Origin of the sequence: Ensifer sp. NPDC090286, assembly GCF_044769565.1 — a bacterium.
Taxonomy (GTDB): domain Bacteria; phylum Pseudomonadota; class Alphaproteobacteria; order Rhizobiales; family Rhizobiaceae; genus Ensifer.
Genome location: NZ_JBIVYF010000004.1, coordinates 447,412 through 463,254, shown reverse-complemented (window position 1 = coordinate 463,254; position 15,843 = coordinate 447,412). Strand labels below are relative to the sequence as shown.

Annotated in this window: 17 protein-coding genes; 10 read left to right on the top strand and 7 right to left on the bottom strand. The window is 61.1% G+C overall.

Going from position 1 to position 15,843, the window contains the following annotated elements; all coding sequences use genetic code 11:
• Positions 1–39: 39 nt before the first annotated feature.
• Positions 40–1,287 (top strand): low temperature requirement protein A, encoded by a 1,248-nt coding sequence (locus ACIQUG_RS22805; RefSeq protein WP_402324274.1) that lies wholly within the window; start codon positions 40–42, stop codon positions 1,285–1,287.
• A gap of 156 nt (positions 1,288–1,443) precedes the next feature.
• On the top strand, positions 1,444–2,364 hold the full coding sequence (locus tag ACIQUG_RS22800; protein ID WP_205239864.1) for a LysR family transcriptional regulator: 921 nt from the start codon (positions 1,444–1,446) through the stop codon (positions 2,362–2,364).
• Positions 2,365–2,394: 30 nt separating this feature from the next.
• Here ACIQUG_RS22800 and ACIQUG_RS22795 read toward each other — a convergent pair whose 3' ends face one another.
• The 5 genes from ACIQUG_RS22795 to ACIQUG_RS22775 form a co-directional block, all read right to left on the bottom strand.
• Positions 2,395–3,639, bottom strand: a complete 1,245-nt coding sequence (locus tag ACIQUG_RS22795; protein ID WP_402324272.1) for a Zn-dependent hydrolase — start codon at positions 3,637–3,639, stop codon at positions 2,395–2,397.
• Positions 3,640–3,674: 35 nt separating this feature from the next.
• Positions 3,675–4,955 (bottom strand): TRAP transporter large permease, encoded by a 1,281-nt coding sequence (locus tag ACIQUG_RS22790; protein ID WP_402324271.1) that lies wholly within the window; start codon positions 4,953–4,955, stop codon positions 3,675–3,677.
• Entirely contained in the window at positions 4,952–5,428 is a 477-nt protein-coding gene (locus tag ACIQUG_RS22785; RefSeq protein ID WP_402324269.1) for a TRAP transporter small permease, read from the bottom strand. Before ACIQUG_RS22785 ends, ACIQUG_RS22790 begins: the two co-directional genes overlap by 4 nt.
• A gap of 80 nt (positions 5,429–5,508) precedes the next feature.
• Positions 5,509–6,507, bottom strand: coding sequence for a DctP family TRAP transporter solute-binding subunit (locus ACIQUG_RS22780; RefSeq protein WP_192449008.1), 999 nt, complete (start codon positions 6,505–6,507; stop codon positions 5,509–5,511).
• 136 nt (positions 6,508–6,643) lie between these two features.
• Positions 6,644–7,036, bottom strand: coding sequence for a RidA family protein (locus ACIQUG_RS22775; RefSeq protein WP_402324267.1), 393 nt, complete (start codon positions 7,034–7,036; stop codon positions 6,644–6,646).
• A 446-nt stretch (positions 7,037–7,482) separates the two neighbouring features.
• Between ACIQUG_RS22775 and ACIQUG_RS22770 the strand changes: the two genes are divergently transcribed.
• Complete coding sequence (locus ACIQUG_RS22770) at positions 7,483–8,448, top strand: magnesium and cobalt transport protein CorA (protein ID WP_402324266.1); 966 nt, start codon at positions 7,483–7,485, stop codon at positions 8,446–8,448.
• Here the strand turns inward: ACIQUG_RS22770 and ACIQUG_RS22765 are convergent.
• Positions 8,426–9,829 (bottom strand): NAD(P)/FAD-dependent oxidoreductase, encoded by a 1,404-nt coding sequence (locus ACIQUG_RS22765; protein WP_402324640.1) that lies wholly within the window; start codon positions 9,827–9,829, stop codon positions 8,426–8,428. The two genes, ACIQUG_RS22770 and ACIQUG_RS22765, sit on opposite strands and share 23 nt — an antisense overlap.
• Here ACIQUG_RS22765 and ACIQUG_RS22760 point away from each other — a divergent pair.
• Genes ACIQUG_RS22760 through ACIQUG_RS22740 form a run of 5 tightly spaced genes read left to right on the top strand, consistent with a single transcriptional unit; the run spans position 9,829 to position 13,692 of the window.
• Positions 9,829–10,599 (top strand): sigma-70 family RNA polymerase sigma factor, encoded by a 771-nt coding sequence (locus tag ACIQUG_RS22760; protein ID WP_402324265.1) that lies wholly within the window; start codon positions 9,829–9,831, stop codon positions 10,597–10,599. The genes ACIQUG_RS22765 and ACIQUG_RS22760 overlap by 1 nt on opposite strands.
• Positions 10,596–11,249, top strand: coding sequence for a ChrR family anti-sigma-E factor (locus tag ACIQUG_RS22755; protein ID WP_402324263.1), 654 nt, complete (start codon positions 10,596–10,598; stop codon positions 11,247–11,249). Before ACIQUG_RS22760 ends, ACIQUG_RS22755 begins: the two co-directional genes overlap by 4 nt.
• A gap of 3 nt (positions 11,250–11,252) precedes the next feature.
• Entirely contained in the window at positions 11,253–12,068 is an 816-nt protein-coding gene (locus ACIQUG_RS22750) for a DUF1295 domain-containing protein (RefSeq protein WP_402324261.1), read from the top strand.
• Positions 12,065–13,096, top strand: a complete 1,032-nt coding sequence (locus tag ACIQUG_RS22745; protein ID WP_402324260.1) for an SAM-dependent methyltransferase — start codon at positions 12,065–12,067, stop codon at positions 13,094–13,096. Before ACIQUG_RS22750 ends, ACIQUG_RS22745 begins: the two co-directional genes overlap by 4 nt.
• Positions 13,093–13,692: a hypothetical protein gene (locus ACIQUG_RS22740; RefSeq protein WP_402324258.1), complete on the top strand. Its 600-nt coding sequence runs from the start codon at positions 13,093–13,095 to the stop codon at positions 13,690–13,692. The genes ACIQUG_RS22745 and ACIQUG_RS22740 overlap by 4 nt, the downstream gene beginning before the upstream one ends.
• Here ACIQUG_RS22740 and ACIQUG_RS22735 read toward each other — a convergent pair.
• On the bottom strand, positions 13,657–14,058 hold the full coding sequence (locus tag ACIQUG_RS22735; RefSeq protein WP_402324257.1) for a DUF2177 family protein: 402 nt from the start codon (positions 14,056–14,058) through the stop codon (positions 13,657–13,659). The genes ACIQUG_RS22740 and ACIQUG_RS22735 overlap by 36 nt on opposite strands.
• 112 nt (positions 14,059–14,170) lie before the next feature.
• On the opposite strand from ACIQUG_RS22735, the gene ACIQUG_RS22730 reads away from it, so the two are divergent.
• On the top strand, positions 14,171–14,548 hold the full coding sequence (locus ACIQUG_RS22730; protein ID WP_043621610.1) for a DUF2147 domain-containing protein: 378 nt from the start codon (positions 14,171–14,173) through the stop codon (positions 14,546–14,548).
• Positions 14,549–14,591: 43 nt separating this feature from the next.
• On the top strand, positions 14,592–15,401 hold the full coding sequence (locus ACIQUG_RS22725) for a DUF1365 domain-containing protein (RefSeq protein ID WP_402324256.1): 810 nt from the start codon (positions 14,592–14,594) through the stop codon (positions 15,399–15,401).
• Positions 15,402–15,843 lie beyond the last annotated feature (442 nt).

Sequence of the window (15,843 nt, the reverse complement as noted above, 5' to 3'; positions counted from 1 at the left end):
CGCGCTACTTCTTCTCCATCTCTTGGCGGAGGAACAAAGATGTCTGTAACGGCGCGACCTCGAGCGGCATCCGCTCCGGCCGGGAAAACAGAGCCGGCAGCGGCCAAGCGGGCGGGATCAGGGCATCACTGGATCAGGAAGGCCGACGCCGACCAGACGAGAGCAAGCTTTCCCGAACTCTTCTTCGATCTCGTTTTTGTCTTCGCCCTTGTCCAGCTCGCAAAGACACTCGCCACTGATTTCGGCCCCACGGCCCTTGCCGAGGCTGCACTTCTCATCCTGGCGATCTGGTGGATCTGGATCCACACGACGTGGGTCACAAATCTGCTCGACACCGAGCAGGATCCGGTGCGGCTGATGCTCTTTCTCTTGATGTTCGGCGGCATTCTTCTGGCAATCGCCTTGCCGGGCGCGTTTGCAGACCATGGCTTTGCCTTTGCAATGATCTACTGCAGCATGCAGATAGGGCGGTCCGTGTTCATGCTCTTCGCCTATCATCGCGTCGACGCCGCATCTTTCCGGACCTTCCTGCGCATTACCTTGTGGCTGGTCCTTGCGAGCCTGTTCTGGCTGGTGGGCTCGCAAATGGAGACGACGGCGCGAATTGCGTTGTGGAGTGTCGCGCTCCTCATCGAATACCTGGCTCCGGCCCTAAGATACTATCTTCCAGGTCTTGGGAGATCGGCACCCGAGACGCTGGACGTTTCCGGCAAGCACATGGCTGAACGCTGCGCCTTGTTTGTGATTATTTGCCTGGGCGAAACGATCCTGACGACCGGGCGCAACGCCGCAGAGCACATGACGGACGACATGACCTTTGCCGTCTTCTGCAGCGCGTTCCTAAGCACCGGCTTCATGTGGTGGATCTACTTCCACCACGGGCAGGAGAAAGCCGCCGACAAGGCGGAAGCGACGTCGAAACCGGAAGCACTGTCCCTCAATCTGTTTACGTATGGCCACTTGCCAATCGTCTCCGGCGTCATTCTGACGGCGGTCGGCGAGGACTTCAGCCTGTCTCACGCCGAAGAAGAAAGCACGATGAAAACCGCCTTGGCGGTGCTCGGCGGTCCGGCGCTGTTTTTGGCCGGCAACATCTGGATAAAGTTGGCCGCGGCGCGCCAGTTCCCGATTTCACACGTTGTCGGGCTCGCCGGCCTGGCCGCCGCGGGCATGTTTTTTGCGGTTGCCGCCAACTATCACCTGCAGTTTCTGGCGACGACCATCCTCTTTGTCGTTGCCATCTGGGAGTATCTGGCATTGCGCGGTGCCTCAGCTTCAACGGCATAACCGAGACGACAAACCGACGGGGCAACCTCCGAGACATGCGCGCCGTTTCTTAATGCTGAACGCGCCGGCCGATCGACACGACATAAGGCCGCGTTTCCACCACGCTCCCGAGTGCGTGAATTGCAGTTTCCTGTTGGGGTGACTAAACATCGTGGAATGTTGGCTGATCTCAATCTCAATCTCCTGCGCTCGTTCTTCCTGATTGCAAAGGAGCGCAGCCTGACACGGGCCGCGGCGCGGCTGAACATGAGCCAGCCGTCGGTCAGCCAGGCACTCCAAAGGCTGGAAGAGCAACTGGGGTGCCAGTTGGTGCTTCGAGGCAGCCGCAAGTTTGAACTGACAGCGCCCGGGCAGAAGGTCTTCGAAGAGTGCAGCGAAATCTTCGAGGCCGTCGAGCGTATCGCCCAGCGAACGCAGGAACGGGCAGTCGAGGAATTCGGCGAGGTCCGGATCCAGATCATCTCAAACCTTGAATCGCCGCTCGTCAACGAAGCCCTCAGGCTCTACCACCAGCGCTATCCCTCGGTCACCTGGACGGTCGAGGTCCAGAACAGCCAGGATACCATCAAACGCATCCAGACGGAGAAGTGTGGCATCGGGTTCTGTCTGCTTTCCCGTCCCGTCTTCAGCCTCAGTTGCCAGCTTCTCTTCCGGGAGGAATTCAGCGTCTATTGCGGCGCGGAGCACCCCTTCTTCGGGCGCAAGGAGGTGGAGAAGCGTGAACTGCGGCAGGAGTCCTTCGTGTCGTTTACCTGCGCGACCGAAGGCATGGGTCTCGAGCCTATGGCGGTGTTGAGCCAAAGTCTTGGCCTTGGCGAACGCATCAGCGGCCAGAGTCCAAACCTGGAGGAAGTCCGGCGGATGATCGTGGCTGGCCTCGGGATCGGCATCCTGCCATTGACGGCGGTTCACGACGAAGTCGCCAAGGGCCTTCTCTGGCCGCTCGAGATCAAGGGATTTCCGCTTGGCGCGGATGTCTTCCTCGTGACACATCCCGAATGCGACTATTCCCGCGCGGAGCGACACTTCCTCGACCTCATCAAGGAACTGCGCATTCTTTACCCCGACATGCACTAGGGGCGCCCAGGGCGCCCCCAAGCTCAAGGGTCAGCGGTCGGCCCGTGCAACAACCGAATGGAGAAGGACGTTGAGGCCCGGCGCCAGATCGTCACGGTCGCAGTCTTCCTCGTTGTTGTGCGTGATGCCTCCCTTGCAGGGCGTGAAGATCATCGCGGTCGGGCAGTGGCGCGCGAGGAAATAGGCATCGTGCCCGGCCTGAGACTGGATATCGCGCCAATTATAGTCCATGCGGACGGCTTGAGACCGGATGCCGTCAACCATGGACCGGTCGAAAATGTCGCCGCCCCAAAACCACTCATCCTCGATCACCGCCTCGCAACCCGCGCGAGCAGCGCTTTCGAAGACTGCACGGCGCATCTTTTCGCCCATCACGCGTGCTGTCGCTGGCTCGGGATGTCGCACGTCGCAGATGGCTTGCGCGGTGTCGGAGAGGATGCCCGGCTTGTTCGGCCAGGCGGCAAGCCTTGCGCCCGTCGCCTTACCGTCGCCGACGGCAAAGTCCCACCCGATATCGTCCACCGCCGTCAGCCAACGGGCCCCGGCGATCAGCGCGTTGCGCCGCAGATCCATTGGCGTCGGCCCCGTATGCGCGGTTTTGCCTTCGAAGCGCACCCGCATGCCGTAGCTCGGGTAGCCGCCGGTGACCACGCCGACGTCGCGCCCCTCAAGATCAAGGATGGGGCCCTGTTCGATGTGCAGCTCGTAGTAGGCGTCGATCTCACCGCCACGACACGGCCGGTTGCCATTGTAGCCGATGCGCTCCAGTTCATCGCCGAAGCGCGCACCGTCATCGGCGATCAGATTGCGTACCCAGTCAGCCTCATAGGCGCCGACGAAGCAGCCGGACGCCACCATGGGCGGCGAGAACCGCGCACCCTCCTCGTTCGTCCAATCGACGACAACGATCGGACGGCGCGTGACGTGGCCGGCATCGTTCAGCGTGCGGATGACCTCAAGCCCAGCAAGGACGCCCGCGATGCCATCGAAGCGACCACCGTTGATCTGGGTGTCGAGATGGCTGCCGATCAGGACGGGCGGCAAGGAAGGATCAAGTCCTTCCCGGCGGCCGAAGATGTTTCCAAGTTCGTCGATCTCGACACTCAGTCCCGCGTCCCGGCACCAGGTAACGAAGAGGTCGCGCATCTGGCGGTCGGCATCCGTCAATGTCAGACGGGCAAGGCCCCCCGGCCTGCCCTGACCGATCTCGGCGGAGCTTTCGATGGTCGACCAGAAGCGATCGATATCGACACGGGTATTGGGTGCGAACGACATGGTTCACCTTTCAGATGCGATTGCGGAGGGTCTCATCACATGCCGAACGACATCAGCGTCATAAGGCCCGGGAACAGGACAAGCAGGAACATGATGAGCGTCATGACGCCGATGAACGGCAGGAGGTAGCGGAAGGAGGCGGACATCGGTATGCCCCCGGTGCGGCAGGCGGCCATGAGGTCGATCCCGAGCGGCGGCGTGTTCGCGCCGATCGCCAGGTTAATCGTGAGCAGCACGCCGAAATAGACCGGATCGATCTCGAATGCCCTGAGCACCGGAAGGAAGACTGGCGCCAGGATGAGGATGATCGCGATCGATTCCATAAACGTTCCGAGCACCAGAACCGCGAGCATCATCAGCATCAAAGCGATGGTGGCGCTTTCGGTCGCGCCGGTAATGGCGTTGACCACGAGTTGCGGCACCTGCTCGACCGTAAGGATCCAGCCGAAGACCGAAGCCGCGGCTATGACGATGAGGATCGAACCCGTCATCTCCGTCGTGTCGCGCAGAAGCGTGAAGACCTTTTCGAGCGAAAGTCGGCGGTAGACCAATGTACCCACAAGAAGCGCATAGGCGACGCCGATGCCTGCAGCTTCCGTCGGCGTGAAGATACCGAAGCGGATGCCACCGACGATGATCACGGGTGCAAGCAGCGCCAAAACGGATTCACGCAGCGCCTCCGACAGCCGGCCCCAGCTAAAGGGCTCGCCGCCCTTCCAGCCGTTCTTGCGCGAGATCCACCAGGCAACAACCATCAAACCGAGTCCGAGCAAGATGCCAGGGCCGATGGAGTGGATGAACAACTGGCCGATGGACGTGCCGGTTGCCGTGCCGTAGACGATGAGCACGATCGACGGCGGAATGACCGTGCCGAGCGATCCGGCGCAGCCGAGGCCCGCAGCGGAAAAGCCCGGATCGTATCCGCGTTCCTTCATCGCCGGCAGCAGCATCGAACCGATCGCGACCACATCGGCGACGCCCGAACCGGAGAGAGATCCGAACATCATGCAGGCAGCGATCATCACGATCGCAAGACCGCCGGTGCGCTGGCCGACGACAGCCGCACAGAGATTGACGATCCGCGGTGCAAGGCCCCCATGCACCATCAGCAGGCCGGCGAGCAGGAACAAGGGAATGGCAAGCAGCGTAAAGCTGTCGATACCGGCAACCATGCGCTGCGCGACCACCATCACCGGAAGTGCGTCGCCCACCAAGAGATAGGCGACCGAAGACAGGGCAAGCGCGATCACAATCGGCGCGTCGATGAGCAAAAGCAGGACGAAGACGAGAAAGAGAACGATAAGCGCCAGGCTCATTTGCGCAGCTCCATGGCGAGAAGGGCGACGAAGGCGAGAGCGGCGGTGACCGGAAGGGAGAGATAGACGAGGCCGGCAGGCCAGCTCAGCACCGTCGTTTCGTGCGACCAGGTGAGTCCCGTGATCTTCCATCCGGACCAGAAAACGACCGCCAGGAACAGGAAGGCGGAAACGCGCGCAAGCAGCGCAAGAATGGCGCGCAGCCGGCCCGGCGCGACGATGAGATCCGTAAGGCCCGCGCACAGATGTGTGTTGCGCACGAACGCCGAGATCGCTCCGATGAATGTTACCCAGACGAGCAGCAGGCGTGGAATTTCTTCCGACCAGCGCGGGGTAAAGGAGAATGCATATCGGCAGATGACGACATAGACGATGAGGGCGGTGAAGGTGGCGATTGCCAGGCCACCAATGGTGCCTGCTGCCCTGTCGATGGCAGTGGCAATGCGCGATTGCGGCATCGGTTGACTTTGCATGGAAGATCTCGCTGGTGTCAGAAGGACGGGCCGGTGAAACGCGTCGTCCTGCCCGCTGGTAGCGGGCAGGACGGAATGCGTCACTTGCGGTAGCTGTCCATGATGGCGAGCAACTCAGGACCGAAAACGTCCTTTTCGTTCTCCCAGATCGGCTTCAGCGCCTCGACGAAGGCGGCCTTGTCGACTTCGTTGAATTCCATGCCCTTCGACTTGAGCTTCTCGATCAACGCGACCTCGTTGTCGGCAACCATCTGGCGCTGGGCGTTGCCCCACTTGACGGCCGCATCCTTGACGATCGCCTGATCCTCAGGTGAAATCTGGGCCCAGGTCATGCTCGATACCGTGAGGCAGGCCGCACCCCAGATATGGCCGGTCATCGAAACGTACTTCTGTACTTCGAAGAAGGAGGAAGCGTCGATGATCGACAGCGGGTTCTCCTGGGCATCGAAAACGCCCTGCTGCAGGGCCGAATAGAGTTCACCGAACGCAAGCGGTGCCGGCTGCGCGCCGAGCAGTTCGAATGTGGCGAGCCGCACCTTGTCCGGAGTCACGCGGATCTTGATGCCAGCGAGGTCAGCAGGCTTGGTGATCGGATGCTTGCTGTTGGTGATATTGCGGAAGCCGTTTTCCCACCAGGCAAGCACCTCGATGCCCTTGGGGCGAAGCAGATCGGCAAGCGTCGTACCCAGCTTGCCATCGAGCGCTGCAAACGCCTGCTCGCGGCTGGTCCAGGCGTAAGGCATCTCAATGATGCCGAACTTCGGCTCGACGAACTGGAAGGAGCCACTGCCGATCAGACCGGCCTGGACCGTGCCGATCTGCATGCCCTCGATGACTTCCTTCTCGGTGCCAATCTGGCCCGAGGGGAAGATTTCGATCTTCACGCGGCCCTCGGTCTTTTCGGCCACTTCCTTGGCGAAGTCAGTGGAAGCCTTATGCCAGCTGTGCGTATCGGCAAGCACGTGTCCAAGACGGATCGTGGTTTCGGCCATCGCGGCGGAGTGAGTGGAAAGACCGATGATGCCTGCCATCATCGTCGCGGCCAGGCCGCGCGAAATCTTCGAAATGCCCAGTTTCATTGCACCCTCTTTTTGTTGCATTTGTTCTGGGCACATTAGGCAGACAGGACCGACCATAGACAAATAGCCAGTCCCAATGGAAAGCATTGCGTCTGCCTATGCGACGCAACGCAATTTTCTGTGGCAATCGCTCGCCTCACCCGATCGTTGCAATGCACTCGATCTCGATGTCGAACAGCGCCCAGGGCTTGATCGCGACGCAGCTTCGAGCTGGAAATCGGTCGGGGAAGTACTCTCGATACACCGCGTTCATTTCAACGGCCAAAGCATTGTCTGTGATAAAAACAAGTGATTTGAAGACGTTATCAAGCGACGACCCGGCGTGCTGGAGCGTAAAGGACAGTGCCTCCAGGCAGGCGCGCGTCTGGGTCGCGATATCACCTCTGACGATTTCCCCCGTCTTGAGATCGATTGGCGGCATTCCGCAGGTGTAGAGAAGTCCATCGACGCGAGAGAGAGCAGACGTGGGCGCACCGAGTTTTCGGATCGCTTCCGAAATCACAGGAATTTCAATAAGTTCATGCTTCATGCTTCGTCGTTCTCCTTGCCTGGCTGCAGATAGCGTTCGTGTCTTATTGCATAGCCTCGAGGCGATGGGGACCACATGGGCAGAGCGCCAAACGCGACCAAGCGGCGCTCGGCATCCATAAGTCACGTCCACGGCCATGGCCGACTTCGGCCGCGATCGCCGGTTCCGCTCGCCCCATAAGTGGGAACAAATGAAGAGGCGGCTTGCCCGACCGACCGTCCTCCCCGATGACGCCGCCGCTGGCCGTCAGGCGCTGATCCCGTCGTCGCGTATGGTCAGACACCGAGCGGTCGAGCGGCAGGAGGGCTTAAATCTGGAATCATCCCGTCTATGCCCCTTGCGCAAACCATGACCGGGCTGGATACAGATAGCCCCTCACCGATCTCGCCGCGCTCAGATCACGACAGATCCGCCGCACAGGCCCAAAGCAACTCCGGAACACTGACATGCCAGTCGTCGCCTCCTACATGTATCGTTCGGGCAAGCGCGCCGAAGAAATCCCGCTTGCCGCCAAGCCATTCGAAGCATCAGGTGGCGACTTCGCCTGGATCGGGTTGACTGAGCCGACAAAGGAGGAAATGGCCGATCTTCAGACCATGTTCGCTCTTCATCCGCTCGCGGTCGAAGACGCCCTCAGCGGCAATCAGGTGCCGAAGGTGGACATCTACGGCGATCAGTTGTTCGTCATCGTCAAAACCGCCCACCTTGAGGGTGACAAGATCACCTACGGCGAAACCTGCATTTTCGTGGGGAGACACCACCTGATTTCTGTTCGCCATGGGTCTGCCCGCTCCCATAAGGAGTTGCGCCAACAGCTGGAACAGTCACCGAAGTTCCTTGAGCACGGCCCGGACTACGTCCTGCACGGCATTATCGACTTTGTCGTTGACGGCTATTTGCCGGTCGTCGAGACGCTCGAGGACAAGGTTCTGGAGCTCGAGAAACACGTCCTTGTGTCCTTCCTGCAGCCCGAGCAAATCAGGCGCATCTTCCGCATGCGCCGCCACGTCATCCGCTTTCAGCGGGTGCTCGGGCCGATGGGAGAGGTGGCGGGGAAGCTCACCCATTTCGAGCTGCCCTGCATCGACGACAATGCCAAGCCCTTCTTCAAAGATGTTCTTGACCATGTGAGACGTGTGGAAGGCCTGGTCGGCGGCCTTCGCGAGATCATGACATCCGTGTTCGAAGCTTCCAATCTCCTGGAGCAGCAGCGCCAAGGCACCATCACACGTCAGCTTGCAGCCTGGGCGGCAATCCTTGCCGTGCCGACCGCCATTGCCGGCATCTATGGCATGAACTTCGAGCACATGCCGGAGCTTGCGACCCGCTACGGCTACTTTGCCGTCCTCGGTGTCATTGCGACGCTCTGCTCAATCCTCTACTGGCGGTTCAAGAGGTCGGGCTGGCTGTAAGAGCCGCGCCGCCTTGGAACTCCGCCGCATGCCCCGCCAACGTCACGTCGAAGGCAGGTTGCGCGCTCCGGAAAATTCGGTCGGAAAGTCCGGACGCCGTCCAAGGTCGTTGGACGCCGCCGAGGGCTTCGCCCACAGCGAGCCCTGCCTGGATGGCATCCTCGTGGAAACCTGAACCGAAATACGAGCCGCAAAACCAGGTATTGGACTGCCCTTGCAGTGACCAAAGCTGCTTCTGTGCCGCAAGGGTGGCCGCGTTAAAGAGCGGATGCTGATAGAAGCCGCGCCAAAACACCTTGTGCTCTTCCGGCGGATGCAGCGGGCTGAGCGTCACGAAGAGCGGGCGCCGGCTCTCAATGCCTTGAAGCCTGTTCATCCAGTAGGTCACGCAGGGCTTGCGCCGCTCGCCGCCCTCGCGACCCGAGCGCGCCAGGTAGTTCCAGCTCGCCCAGACGCGATTTCGCTGCGGCATCAGGCTCTCGTCGCTATGAAGAATTGTTTCGTTCACCCCATAGGAAAAGGCGCCTAAGGTCTCGGCCTCTCGTTTCGAACGGTCGACCAGAAGCCCGAGCGCGTGGTCGGCATGGGCGCCGATCACGACGTGGTCGTACCATTCCGGTTCCGCGCCTGGCACCGTTATCTCTACCGCGCCGTTCAGCCGTCGGATCTCCGTCACGGGCGCTTTCAAACGGATGCGATCGGAAAAGGAAGCGGTAAGCCGTTCGACATAGGCACGGCTGCCACCATCAACGGTCCGCCAGACAGGGCGGCGAAAGAACTTCAGGAGACCGTGGTTTTCACAAAACCGGACGAAGGAAACCGCGGGATAGTTGCCGATCTCGAGCGCTGGCGTCGACCAGATCGCGGCTGCCATCGGATAGAGATGATCCTCGCGGAAGGCTGTTCCAAACCCCGCCCCATTGAGATAGTCGTCGAGGCTCGCCGAGGGATCGAGGTCCCGCACGCCCTCCGGCGCCTCCCTGTAGAAACGCACCAGATCGCGCAGCATCGACCAGAAGCGCGGACTTGCAAGATTGCTGCGCTGCGCGAAAAGACCGGCGAGGCTGGTTCCCGAGTATTCGAGAAGGCCGTCATCCATAGAGACGGCAAAGGACATGTCCGAGGCCTTCGTCGGCACTTCAAGGTGGCGAAACAGTGCCGTCAGGTTCGGATAGGTCAGTTCGTTATAGACGATAAAGCCGGTATCGACCGCTGCGCCATCCGCGTCCACCGTGTGGCAGTGTCCGCCGATGCGGTCGTCTGCCTCAAACACCGTCACTTCATGACGCTCAGACAGCAGCCAAGCAGCGGAAAGACCAGCGATACCCGTGCCCACCACGGCGACTTTGAGGGGCCGGTCGGACCGCGAAATATGGCGCATTGGGAACCTTCCTGCCGCTGTCGATTTGTGTCGTAGTTTCTGTAATTCTACGAGTGCGGAGCCCGTCCGGATCACCGTCGTTCAATAATTCCGAGCCGGTGATCCGCAGAAGCAACCGCCGCGTAAAAAGGCGCATGTATGGTAGCTCGACCGACATCGACGAAAAGGCTGGAAATGGCACGCCGCCAAAGCGGTATGCCATCGTGAGCCTCATTGAAAACCGGCAAGCGCCGACCCCCGAAGAGCTGATCGACCTTATCAAGGCCGTCTCGCGCGACCGGGACCGCCAGGCCTTTGCGCTGGTCTTTCAGCACTTTGGACCGCGATTGAAGACATACTTCCTAAGGCTAACCGTTTCATCGGGTCTGGCAGAGGATCTCGTGCAGGAGACGATGCTGAACGTCTGGCGCAAGTCCTCCTACTTCGACCCCGCGCGCGCCGGCGTTGCGACATGGATCTTTACGATCGCCCGCAACATTCGCATCGATCATCTGCGCCGCCAGCGCGATCCATCAAAGCTGCCACCCGATCCGGAGGAGATGCCTGCTTCCGTCGAAGAACACGTCCTTGGCGCCGAGCGCGATGAGCGGGTCCGTCGCGCGCTCGCAGAACTCTCGGCCGATCAGCAGACGATAATCCGCCTTTCCTATTTCAGCGAGAAATCACAGAGCGACATAGCCGCAGAACTGGGCATTCCGCTCGGCACCGTGAAATCGCGAACTCGCCTGGCGATCAACCGCCTCCGCACGCTTTTGGAAGACCAGACATGACCGCCAATCACCACGCAACGGACGAGACCCTGATGCGCTTTGCAGCCGGCACACTCGCTGCGGGACCGGCAATCGTTGTTGAAGCCCATCTGGCGCAATGCACCGCCTGTCGTGCGCGCGTCGGTGAATATCAGGCATTGGGTGGCGCACTCCTCGAAGATGCGTCTCCGACCTCTCTTTCGGCGACCGCACTGAGCGACGTCCTTGCGCTCATCGAAGCGGAGGAAGCGGTCGACGCGCCCGCAACGCGTCCCCTCGCCCCGCTTGAGATCGACGGCGTTCTGCTTCCGGAGGCACTGCGCGGTTGCGATATCGGACGCTGGCGCTGGATCGGCCCGGGCATGAAGATGAGCCGGGTCGAAGTGCCGCACGATCCCGACGCCAATCTCATTCTCCTGAAGGTTGGGCCCGGCCGGGCCCTGCCCGATCACGGGCATGTCGGTACCGAGTTCACCTTCATCGTCTCGGGCTCCTACACAGACCGGTTCGGAACCTTTCGACCCGGCGATCTTGCCGAAATGGACGAGGACGTGGAGCACCAACCGATCGTCGACCAAGACGATGAATGCGTTTGTCTTGCCGCCATGGAAGGAAAGATGCGCTTCAAGGGGATGATCGGACGGATGCTGCAGCCAATCTTCGGGATCTGAGCCATGGTACCGGCAGCCTTCTTCGTCCTGCTCGCTGCCGCCCTTTCCCTTGCGATGATGCTTGCATGGCTGTCCGTGCTGGCTGGCTCCAAATCCGGCTGGGTCGATGCGACCTGGTCCTTTCTCCTCGGAGCGGCCGGACTTGTCGCGGCATTGACGCCGCTTTCCGGCTGGGAGGGTGAGTTTGCAAGGCGGCTTGCCGTTGCGGTTGCCGCCGGCGTCTCGGCGTCAAGGCTTGGATTGCACATCGCCCACCGCACGCTTGGCGGTGGTGAGGACCCGCGATACGCGAAGCTGCGGGAGGAATGGGGCGCACGCTGGCGCTTTCGCCTGCTCGTCTTCCTTGAGATCCAGGCGGGCGCCGCCTTGCTGCTCGCCGGCACGATTTTTCTCGCGGCCCGCAACCCGGCCCCAGGTCTGCAGTGGACCGACGTCGGCGGCTTCCTCATCCTATTGGTCGCGATCGTTGGCGAGGGGATTGCAGACGCGCAACTGGCGCGGTTCCGCAGCGATCCCGCACACAAGGATCAGGTTTGCGATGTCGGCTTGTGGGGCTTCTCGCGCCATCCGAACTATTTCTTCCAGTGGCTTGGCTGGACCGGTTACGCGGTGATCGCCATCGGCCCCGTGGGTGGGTGGCCCTTGGGCTGGGCGGCGGTTGCCGGGCCTGTCTTCATGTACTGGCTGCTTGTCCACGTTTCCGGCATTCCGCCGCTGGAAGCGCACATGTGGCGCACACGCGGCCCGGCCTTTGCCGCCTATGTAGAGCGCGTCAACGCGTTTTGGCCGGGGCCGCAAACCAAGGAGGTATCGCGTTGAAACTTGCCGTCGCCGCCATTGCCGCCGCCGAACGACTGCCGCTCCCCGACAGCGCCCTTCGCTTCGGCATCGAACGCCTTGTCAGTCGAACCCGTCGCCGATTGCAAGATGGGTTTTCGACCGACCCGGATTTCGCAGCGGCCATGGCGGGATGGCCGATCGCCGTCCATACGGGGACAGCCAATGCGCAGCACTACGAACTGCCGCCCGAATTCTTCGCGCTTACCCTCGGAGCCCGCAAGAAATACTCCTGCTGCCTCTACGACACGCCAAACAGCAAGCTTGCCGACGCCGAGATAGCGGCACTGGAGCAGACGTGCCTCCATGCCGAACTCGCCGACGGGCAGGACGTGCTGGAGCTTGGATGCGGTTGGGGCTCTCTGTCTCTCTTCATGGCCGAGCGCTATCCGTCGTCGCGCATCCTCTCAGTGTCGAACTCCGTGTCGCAACGCCTTCACATCGAGGCGGAAATCCGGCGCCGCGGGCTTGAAAACCTCGCGGTCGTCACCGCCGATGTGGGTACCCTTGCGTCGGCCCAGCATTTCGACCGGATCGTCTCGGTCGAAATGTTCGAGCACATGTCGAACTGGAAAGACCTTTTGGAACGGGCACGCGCCTGGATGAAGCCGGATGGGAAGCTGTTTGTGCATGTTTTCTCCCATCGGAATTGCGCCTACCGCTTTGACCATACCGACCAGGAGGACTGGATCGCCCAGCATTTCTTCACCGGCGGCGTCATGCCGAGCCATGGCCTGATGCGGGAATTCGGCGAGAGTTTCACCGTCGAAAGGGAATGGCGGTGGAACGGCAAGCACTATGCCCGCACCGCGCTCGATTGGCTGCGCAACATGGATAGCAAGCGCGAAGAGGTCCGGGCGATCTTTGAGAGAACCTACGGTCGCGACGCATCGCTTTGGCTGCGGCGCTGGCGCTTGTTCTTCCTGGCTACGGCGGGGCTGTTCGGCCATGCAGAGGGCAAGGAATGGGGCGTCAGTCACTATCTGCTCCGTCCGGCGGAACGGAGATGACCGCGGTCCTCAGAAACGTTGTTGCAATAGCGCGGCGCTATGCCGATCATCCGGATCCGCGCGTCGCTTGCGCAAACACCATCGCGCTGCTCGTCGCGTCCAACCAGCCGTTCTATCCGCTCTATGTCCTGTGGGCGGTGAGGCAGGATATCACGCCGGTCTGGTTCACTTTTTTCTCCACGCCCTTCTTTCTCGCGGTACCGGCGCTCTCACGTCGCAGCGGTGTCGCGGGGCGGGTCTTGCTGCCACTCACGGGCATTGCAAATACAGTTCTCAGCGCATGGCTGTTTGGCGTAGCCTCGGCCGTGGAGATTTTCCTTATCCCTTGCTCGATTATCGCGCTTCTCCTGTTTCGCCCCTCCGAGCGCGCTGTCGCCTTTGCCTTGGCGGGATTGGCTCTTGTAGCGTTCCTGTTCCTCCACGAGGTCTATGGAGCGCCGATGATCGACTATACGGCACAAGAATATGCGGCGCTTGCACGGCTGAACGCGATCAGTGCTGCGATGCTGACGGGGTTTGTCGCGCTTGTTTTTTCGAACCGCCTCGCCGAGGCCGAACGATCAGCCGAAGCGGTTGGCGACCAGAAATCCGGTTGACGCGCCCACCGCTGTCACGAAGGCGCCCCAGGGAATGTCAGCGAGCGTTACCGCCAACGGCCAATCGCGCAGGGTCGCCTGGTTCGTCAGATCGTAAGTGGAATAGGCGACAATCCCGAGCACTGCACCGTTGAGGGCTGCCTTTCCCATTCCGCCGCCCTGAAGCGCCGGCAGGACCGCGAAGAAGACGATACCCGCCACATAGATGAGATAGAAAAAAATGGCAGGCGCGAGCTTGAACGCCGGTTCGAGCCTGTCGCCCAGCAAAGGTCGGTAAAGCGTGTCGGCCATGGTCGTCAGCCAAATGGCATCAACGACAAGGAACGCAATGCCGACGGCAAAATAGGCGATCACTGCAGTCTTCATGCCGAAACTCCGGTGGGATCTTTCGGCTTTTACGCCTTCTCCGCCTCTTCGGATCACCTCAGAGTGAACCATTCGCCTTTCTGTCGCGTATGAAAGAGATGGAGGATACGCGATGAAAATCCCTCTTCTGACAGCCCTTGCCTTCTCCACACTCGCCGCATCTGCGGCCGCCCAGCAACCGGCCGATCCAAGCGGTGTCTGGATGCGCGACGACGGCAATGCCCGCGTACGCATCGCGCCATGCGGCACGAACATCTGCGCCACCAACCTTTGGATAGGCGATACGAGTAAAGGCGAGGAGGCCGGTGATCGTCTCGTGATGTCGCTCACGCAGAAAACGGCCGATACGCTCGCCGGAACGGCCTACGATCCCAAACGCAACAGGACCTATTCGATAACCGTGGTCGTCTTGGACAAATCACTGGTGACGCGCGGATGCATTCTCGGCGGCATCCTTTGCCGGGACGTGCATTGGGCGCCCGCACAGTGACGGCCGCAGGCAGGCCCACATGACCCACCAGAGGATTTCTTGCATGACGGAAAACGGGCCGCCTTCCGAAGCGGCCGGAACCCTCTACTGCGGAAAGGTCATGCATCAGCGGTTGAGCCCCTTCGGCCACCGCTTCAGCTATTCCGTCTTCTCCCTGCTCGTCGACATCGATCGACTGGAAGAGCTCGGCCGCATGACGAATCTGCTCTCCGTCGACCGGCCCGGCGTCCTGTCCTTTCACACGCGGGATCACGTCGAGCAGGAGAAAGAAACCGTGCGGGCGTTCGCCGATCGCCTGTTGGCCAAGGCGGGGATTGCAACGCCGGCAGAGCGCATCTTGCTGCTCGCGTTCCCGCGGATGTTTGGCTACGCGTTCAATCCGCTTTCCACCTATTTCGCCTATGACGCGCAAGGAAATCTGATTGCCATCGTCTATGCTGTGCGCAACACCTTCGGCGAACGGCACAGCTATGTCGCCCCGGTGTTGCCCGGCGAAGAGAGCGCGGCCGGCATTCGCCAGAGCCGCACGAAGATCTTCCATGTTTCACCCTTCATGGACATGGGCCTGCGCTACCATTTCCGGGTATTGCCTCCGGGAAAAACCGTGCGGCTGCGCATCCACGAGACCGCGGGAAACACGCCTGTTCTGACCGCAACGTTCAATGGCACCGCGGCCTGCGTCTCCGACGCCAATCTCGTTCGCGCTCTCGTGCGCTTTCCCTTCATGACGCTGAAGGTCATTGCCGGTATCCATTGGGAAGCGCTCAAGCTGTGGCTGAAGGGCGCCCGCTTCCGTCGCAGTCCACCGCCGCCAGCATCCGCGAGCTTTGGTGATGAGACCGGGAGCCCATGAAGTGGCGCAGACCGGAGGCTGGCGACGTCGTTTTCTATCCCCAGCGGCTGGCAACGGATCGAAGAAACCTCCGCTCATCACCAGCACAATGGCGGCGCCGGGCCAGCCCCTCCGACGCGCTTGGGTGAGCCGTCAACGCACCAGCGCCTATGCTTGGTGTCGCATACGAATTCGTTCCGCTCGGTCACCCATCAAGACGCCGCGGATCGTCGCCGCGCCCCCTAAGGTGACTGAACTCCGCCACGCGCTCCAAAAAGGGGCCTCTTCTGATAATGAAGAGGCTCCAGTTGGACTACATGCTGCCGCAACAGGGGTCGTCGCCTGCCGCAATCGCACGATTTCAGGTTACAATGCCGCCAAATGAGCGCAACTCGCCCGATAGAAGTGTATCTAGCTGATTGGAATTACATTTCCCCGCAGGTGGCCTCGTTTCGACGGTCGG

Bases quoted from the DNA above. Each gene is read 5' to 3' on its own strand.
- ACIQUG_RS22750 (WP_402324261.1), top strand. From the start codon at position 11,253: ATGGTACCGGCAGCCTTCTTCGTCCTGCTCGCTGCCGCCCTTTCCCTT.
- ACIQUG_RS22805 (WP_402324274.1), top strand. From the start codon at position 40: ATGTCTGTAACGGCGCGACCTCGAGCGGCATCCGCTCCGGCCGGGAAA.
- ACIQUG_RS22755 (WP_402324263.1), top strand. From the start codon at position 10,596: ATGACCGCCAATCACCACGCAACGGACGAGACCCTGATGCGCTTTGCA.
- ACIQUG_RS22770 (WP_402324266.1), top strand. From the start codon at position 7,483: ATGCCAGTCGTCGCCTCCTACATGTATCGTTCGGGCAAGCGCGCCGAA.
- ACIQUG_RS22735 (WP_402324257.1), bottom strand. From the start codon at position 14,058: ATGAAGACTGCAGTGATCGCCTATTTTGCCGTCGGCATTGCGTTCCTT.
- ACIQUG_RS22785 (WP_402324269.1), bottom strand. From the start codon at position 5,428: ATGCAAAGTCAACCGATGCCGCAATCGCGCATTGCCACTGCCATCGAC.
- ACIQUG_RS22780 (WP_192449008.1), bottom strand. From the start codon at position 6,507: ATGAAACTGGGCATTTCGAAGATTTCGCGCGGCCTGGCCGCGACGATG.
- ACIQUG_RS22765 (WP_402324640.1), bottom strand. From the start codon at position 9,829: ATGCGCCATATTTCGCGGTCCGACCGGCCCCTCAAAGTCGCCGTGGTG.
- ACIQUG_RS22730 (WP_043621610.1), top strand. From the start codon at position 14,171: ATGAAAATCCCTCTTCTGACAGCCCTTGCCTTCTCCACACTCGCCGCA.
- ACIQUG_RS22800 (WP_205239864.1), top strand. From the start codon at position 1,444: ATGTTGGCTGATCTCAATCTCAATCTCCTGCGCTCGTTCTTCCTGATT.
- ACIQUG_RS22725 (WP_402324256.1), top strand. From the start codon at position 14,592: ATGACGGAAAACGGGCCGCCTTCCGAAGCGGCCGGAACCCTCTACTGC.
- ACIQUG_RS22775 (WP_402324267.1), bottom strand. From the start codon at position 7,036: ATGAAGCATGAACTTATTGAAATTCCTGTGATTTCGGAAGCGATCCGA.
- ACIQUG_RS22790 (WP_402324271.1), bottom strand. From the start codon at position 4,955: ATGAGCCTGGCGCTTATCGTTCTCTTTCTCGTCTTCGTCCTGCTTTTG.
- ACIQUG_RS22795 (WP_402324272.1), bottom strand. From the start codon at position 3,639: ATGTCGTTCGCACCCAATACCCGTGTCGATATCGATCGCTTCTGGTCG.
- ACIQUG_RS22740 (WP_402324258.1), top strand. From the start codon at position 13,093: ATGACCGCGGTCCTCAGAAACGTTGTTGCAATAGCGCGGCGCTATGCC.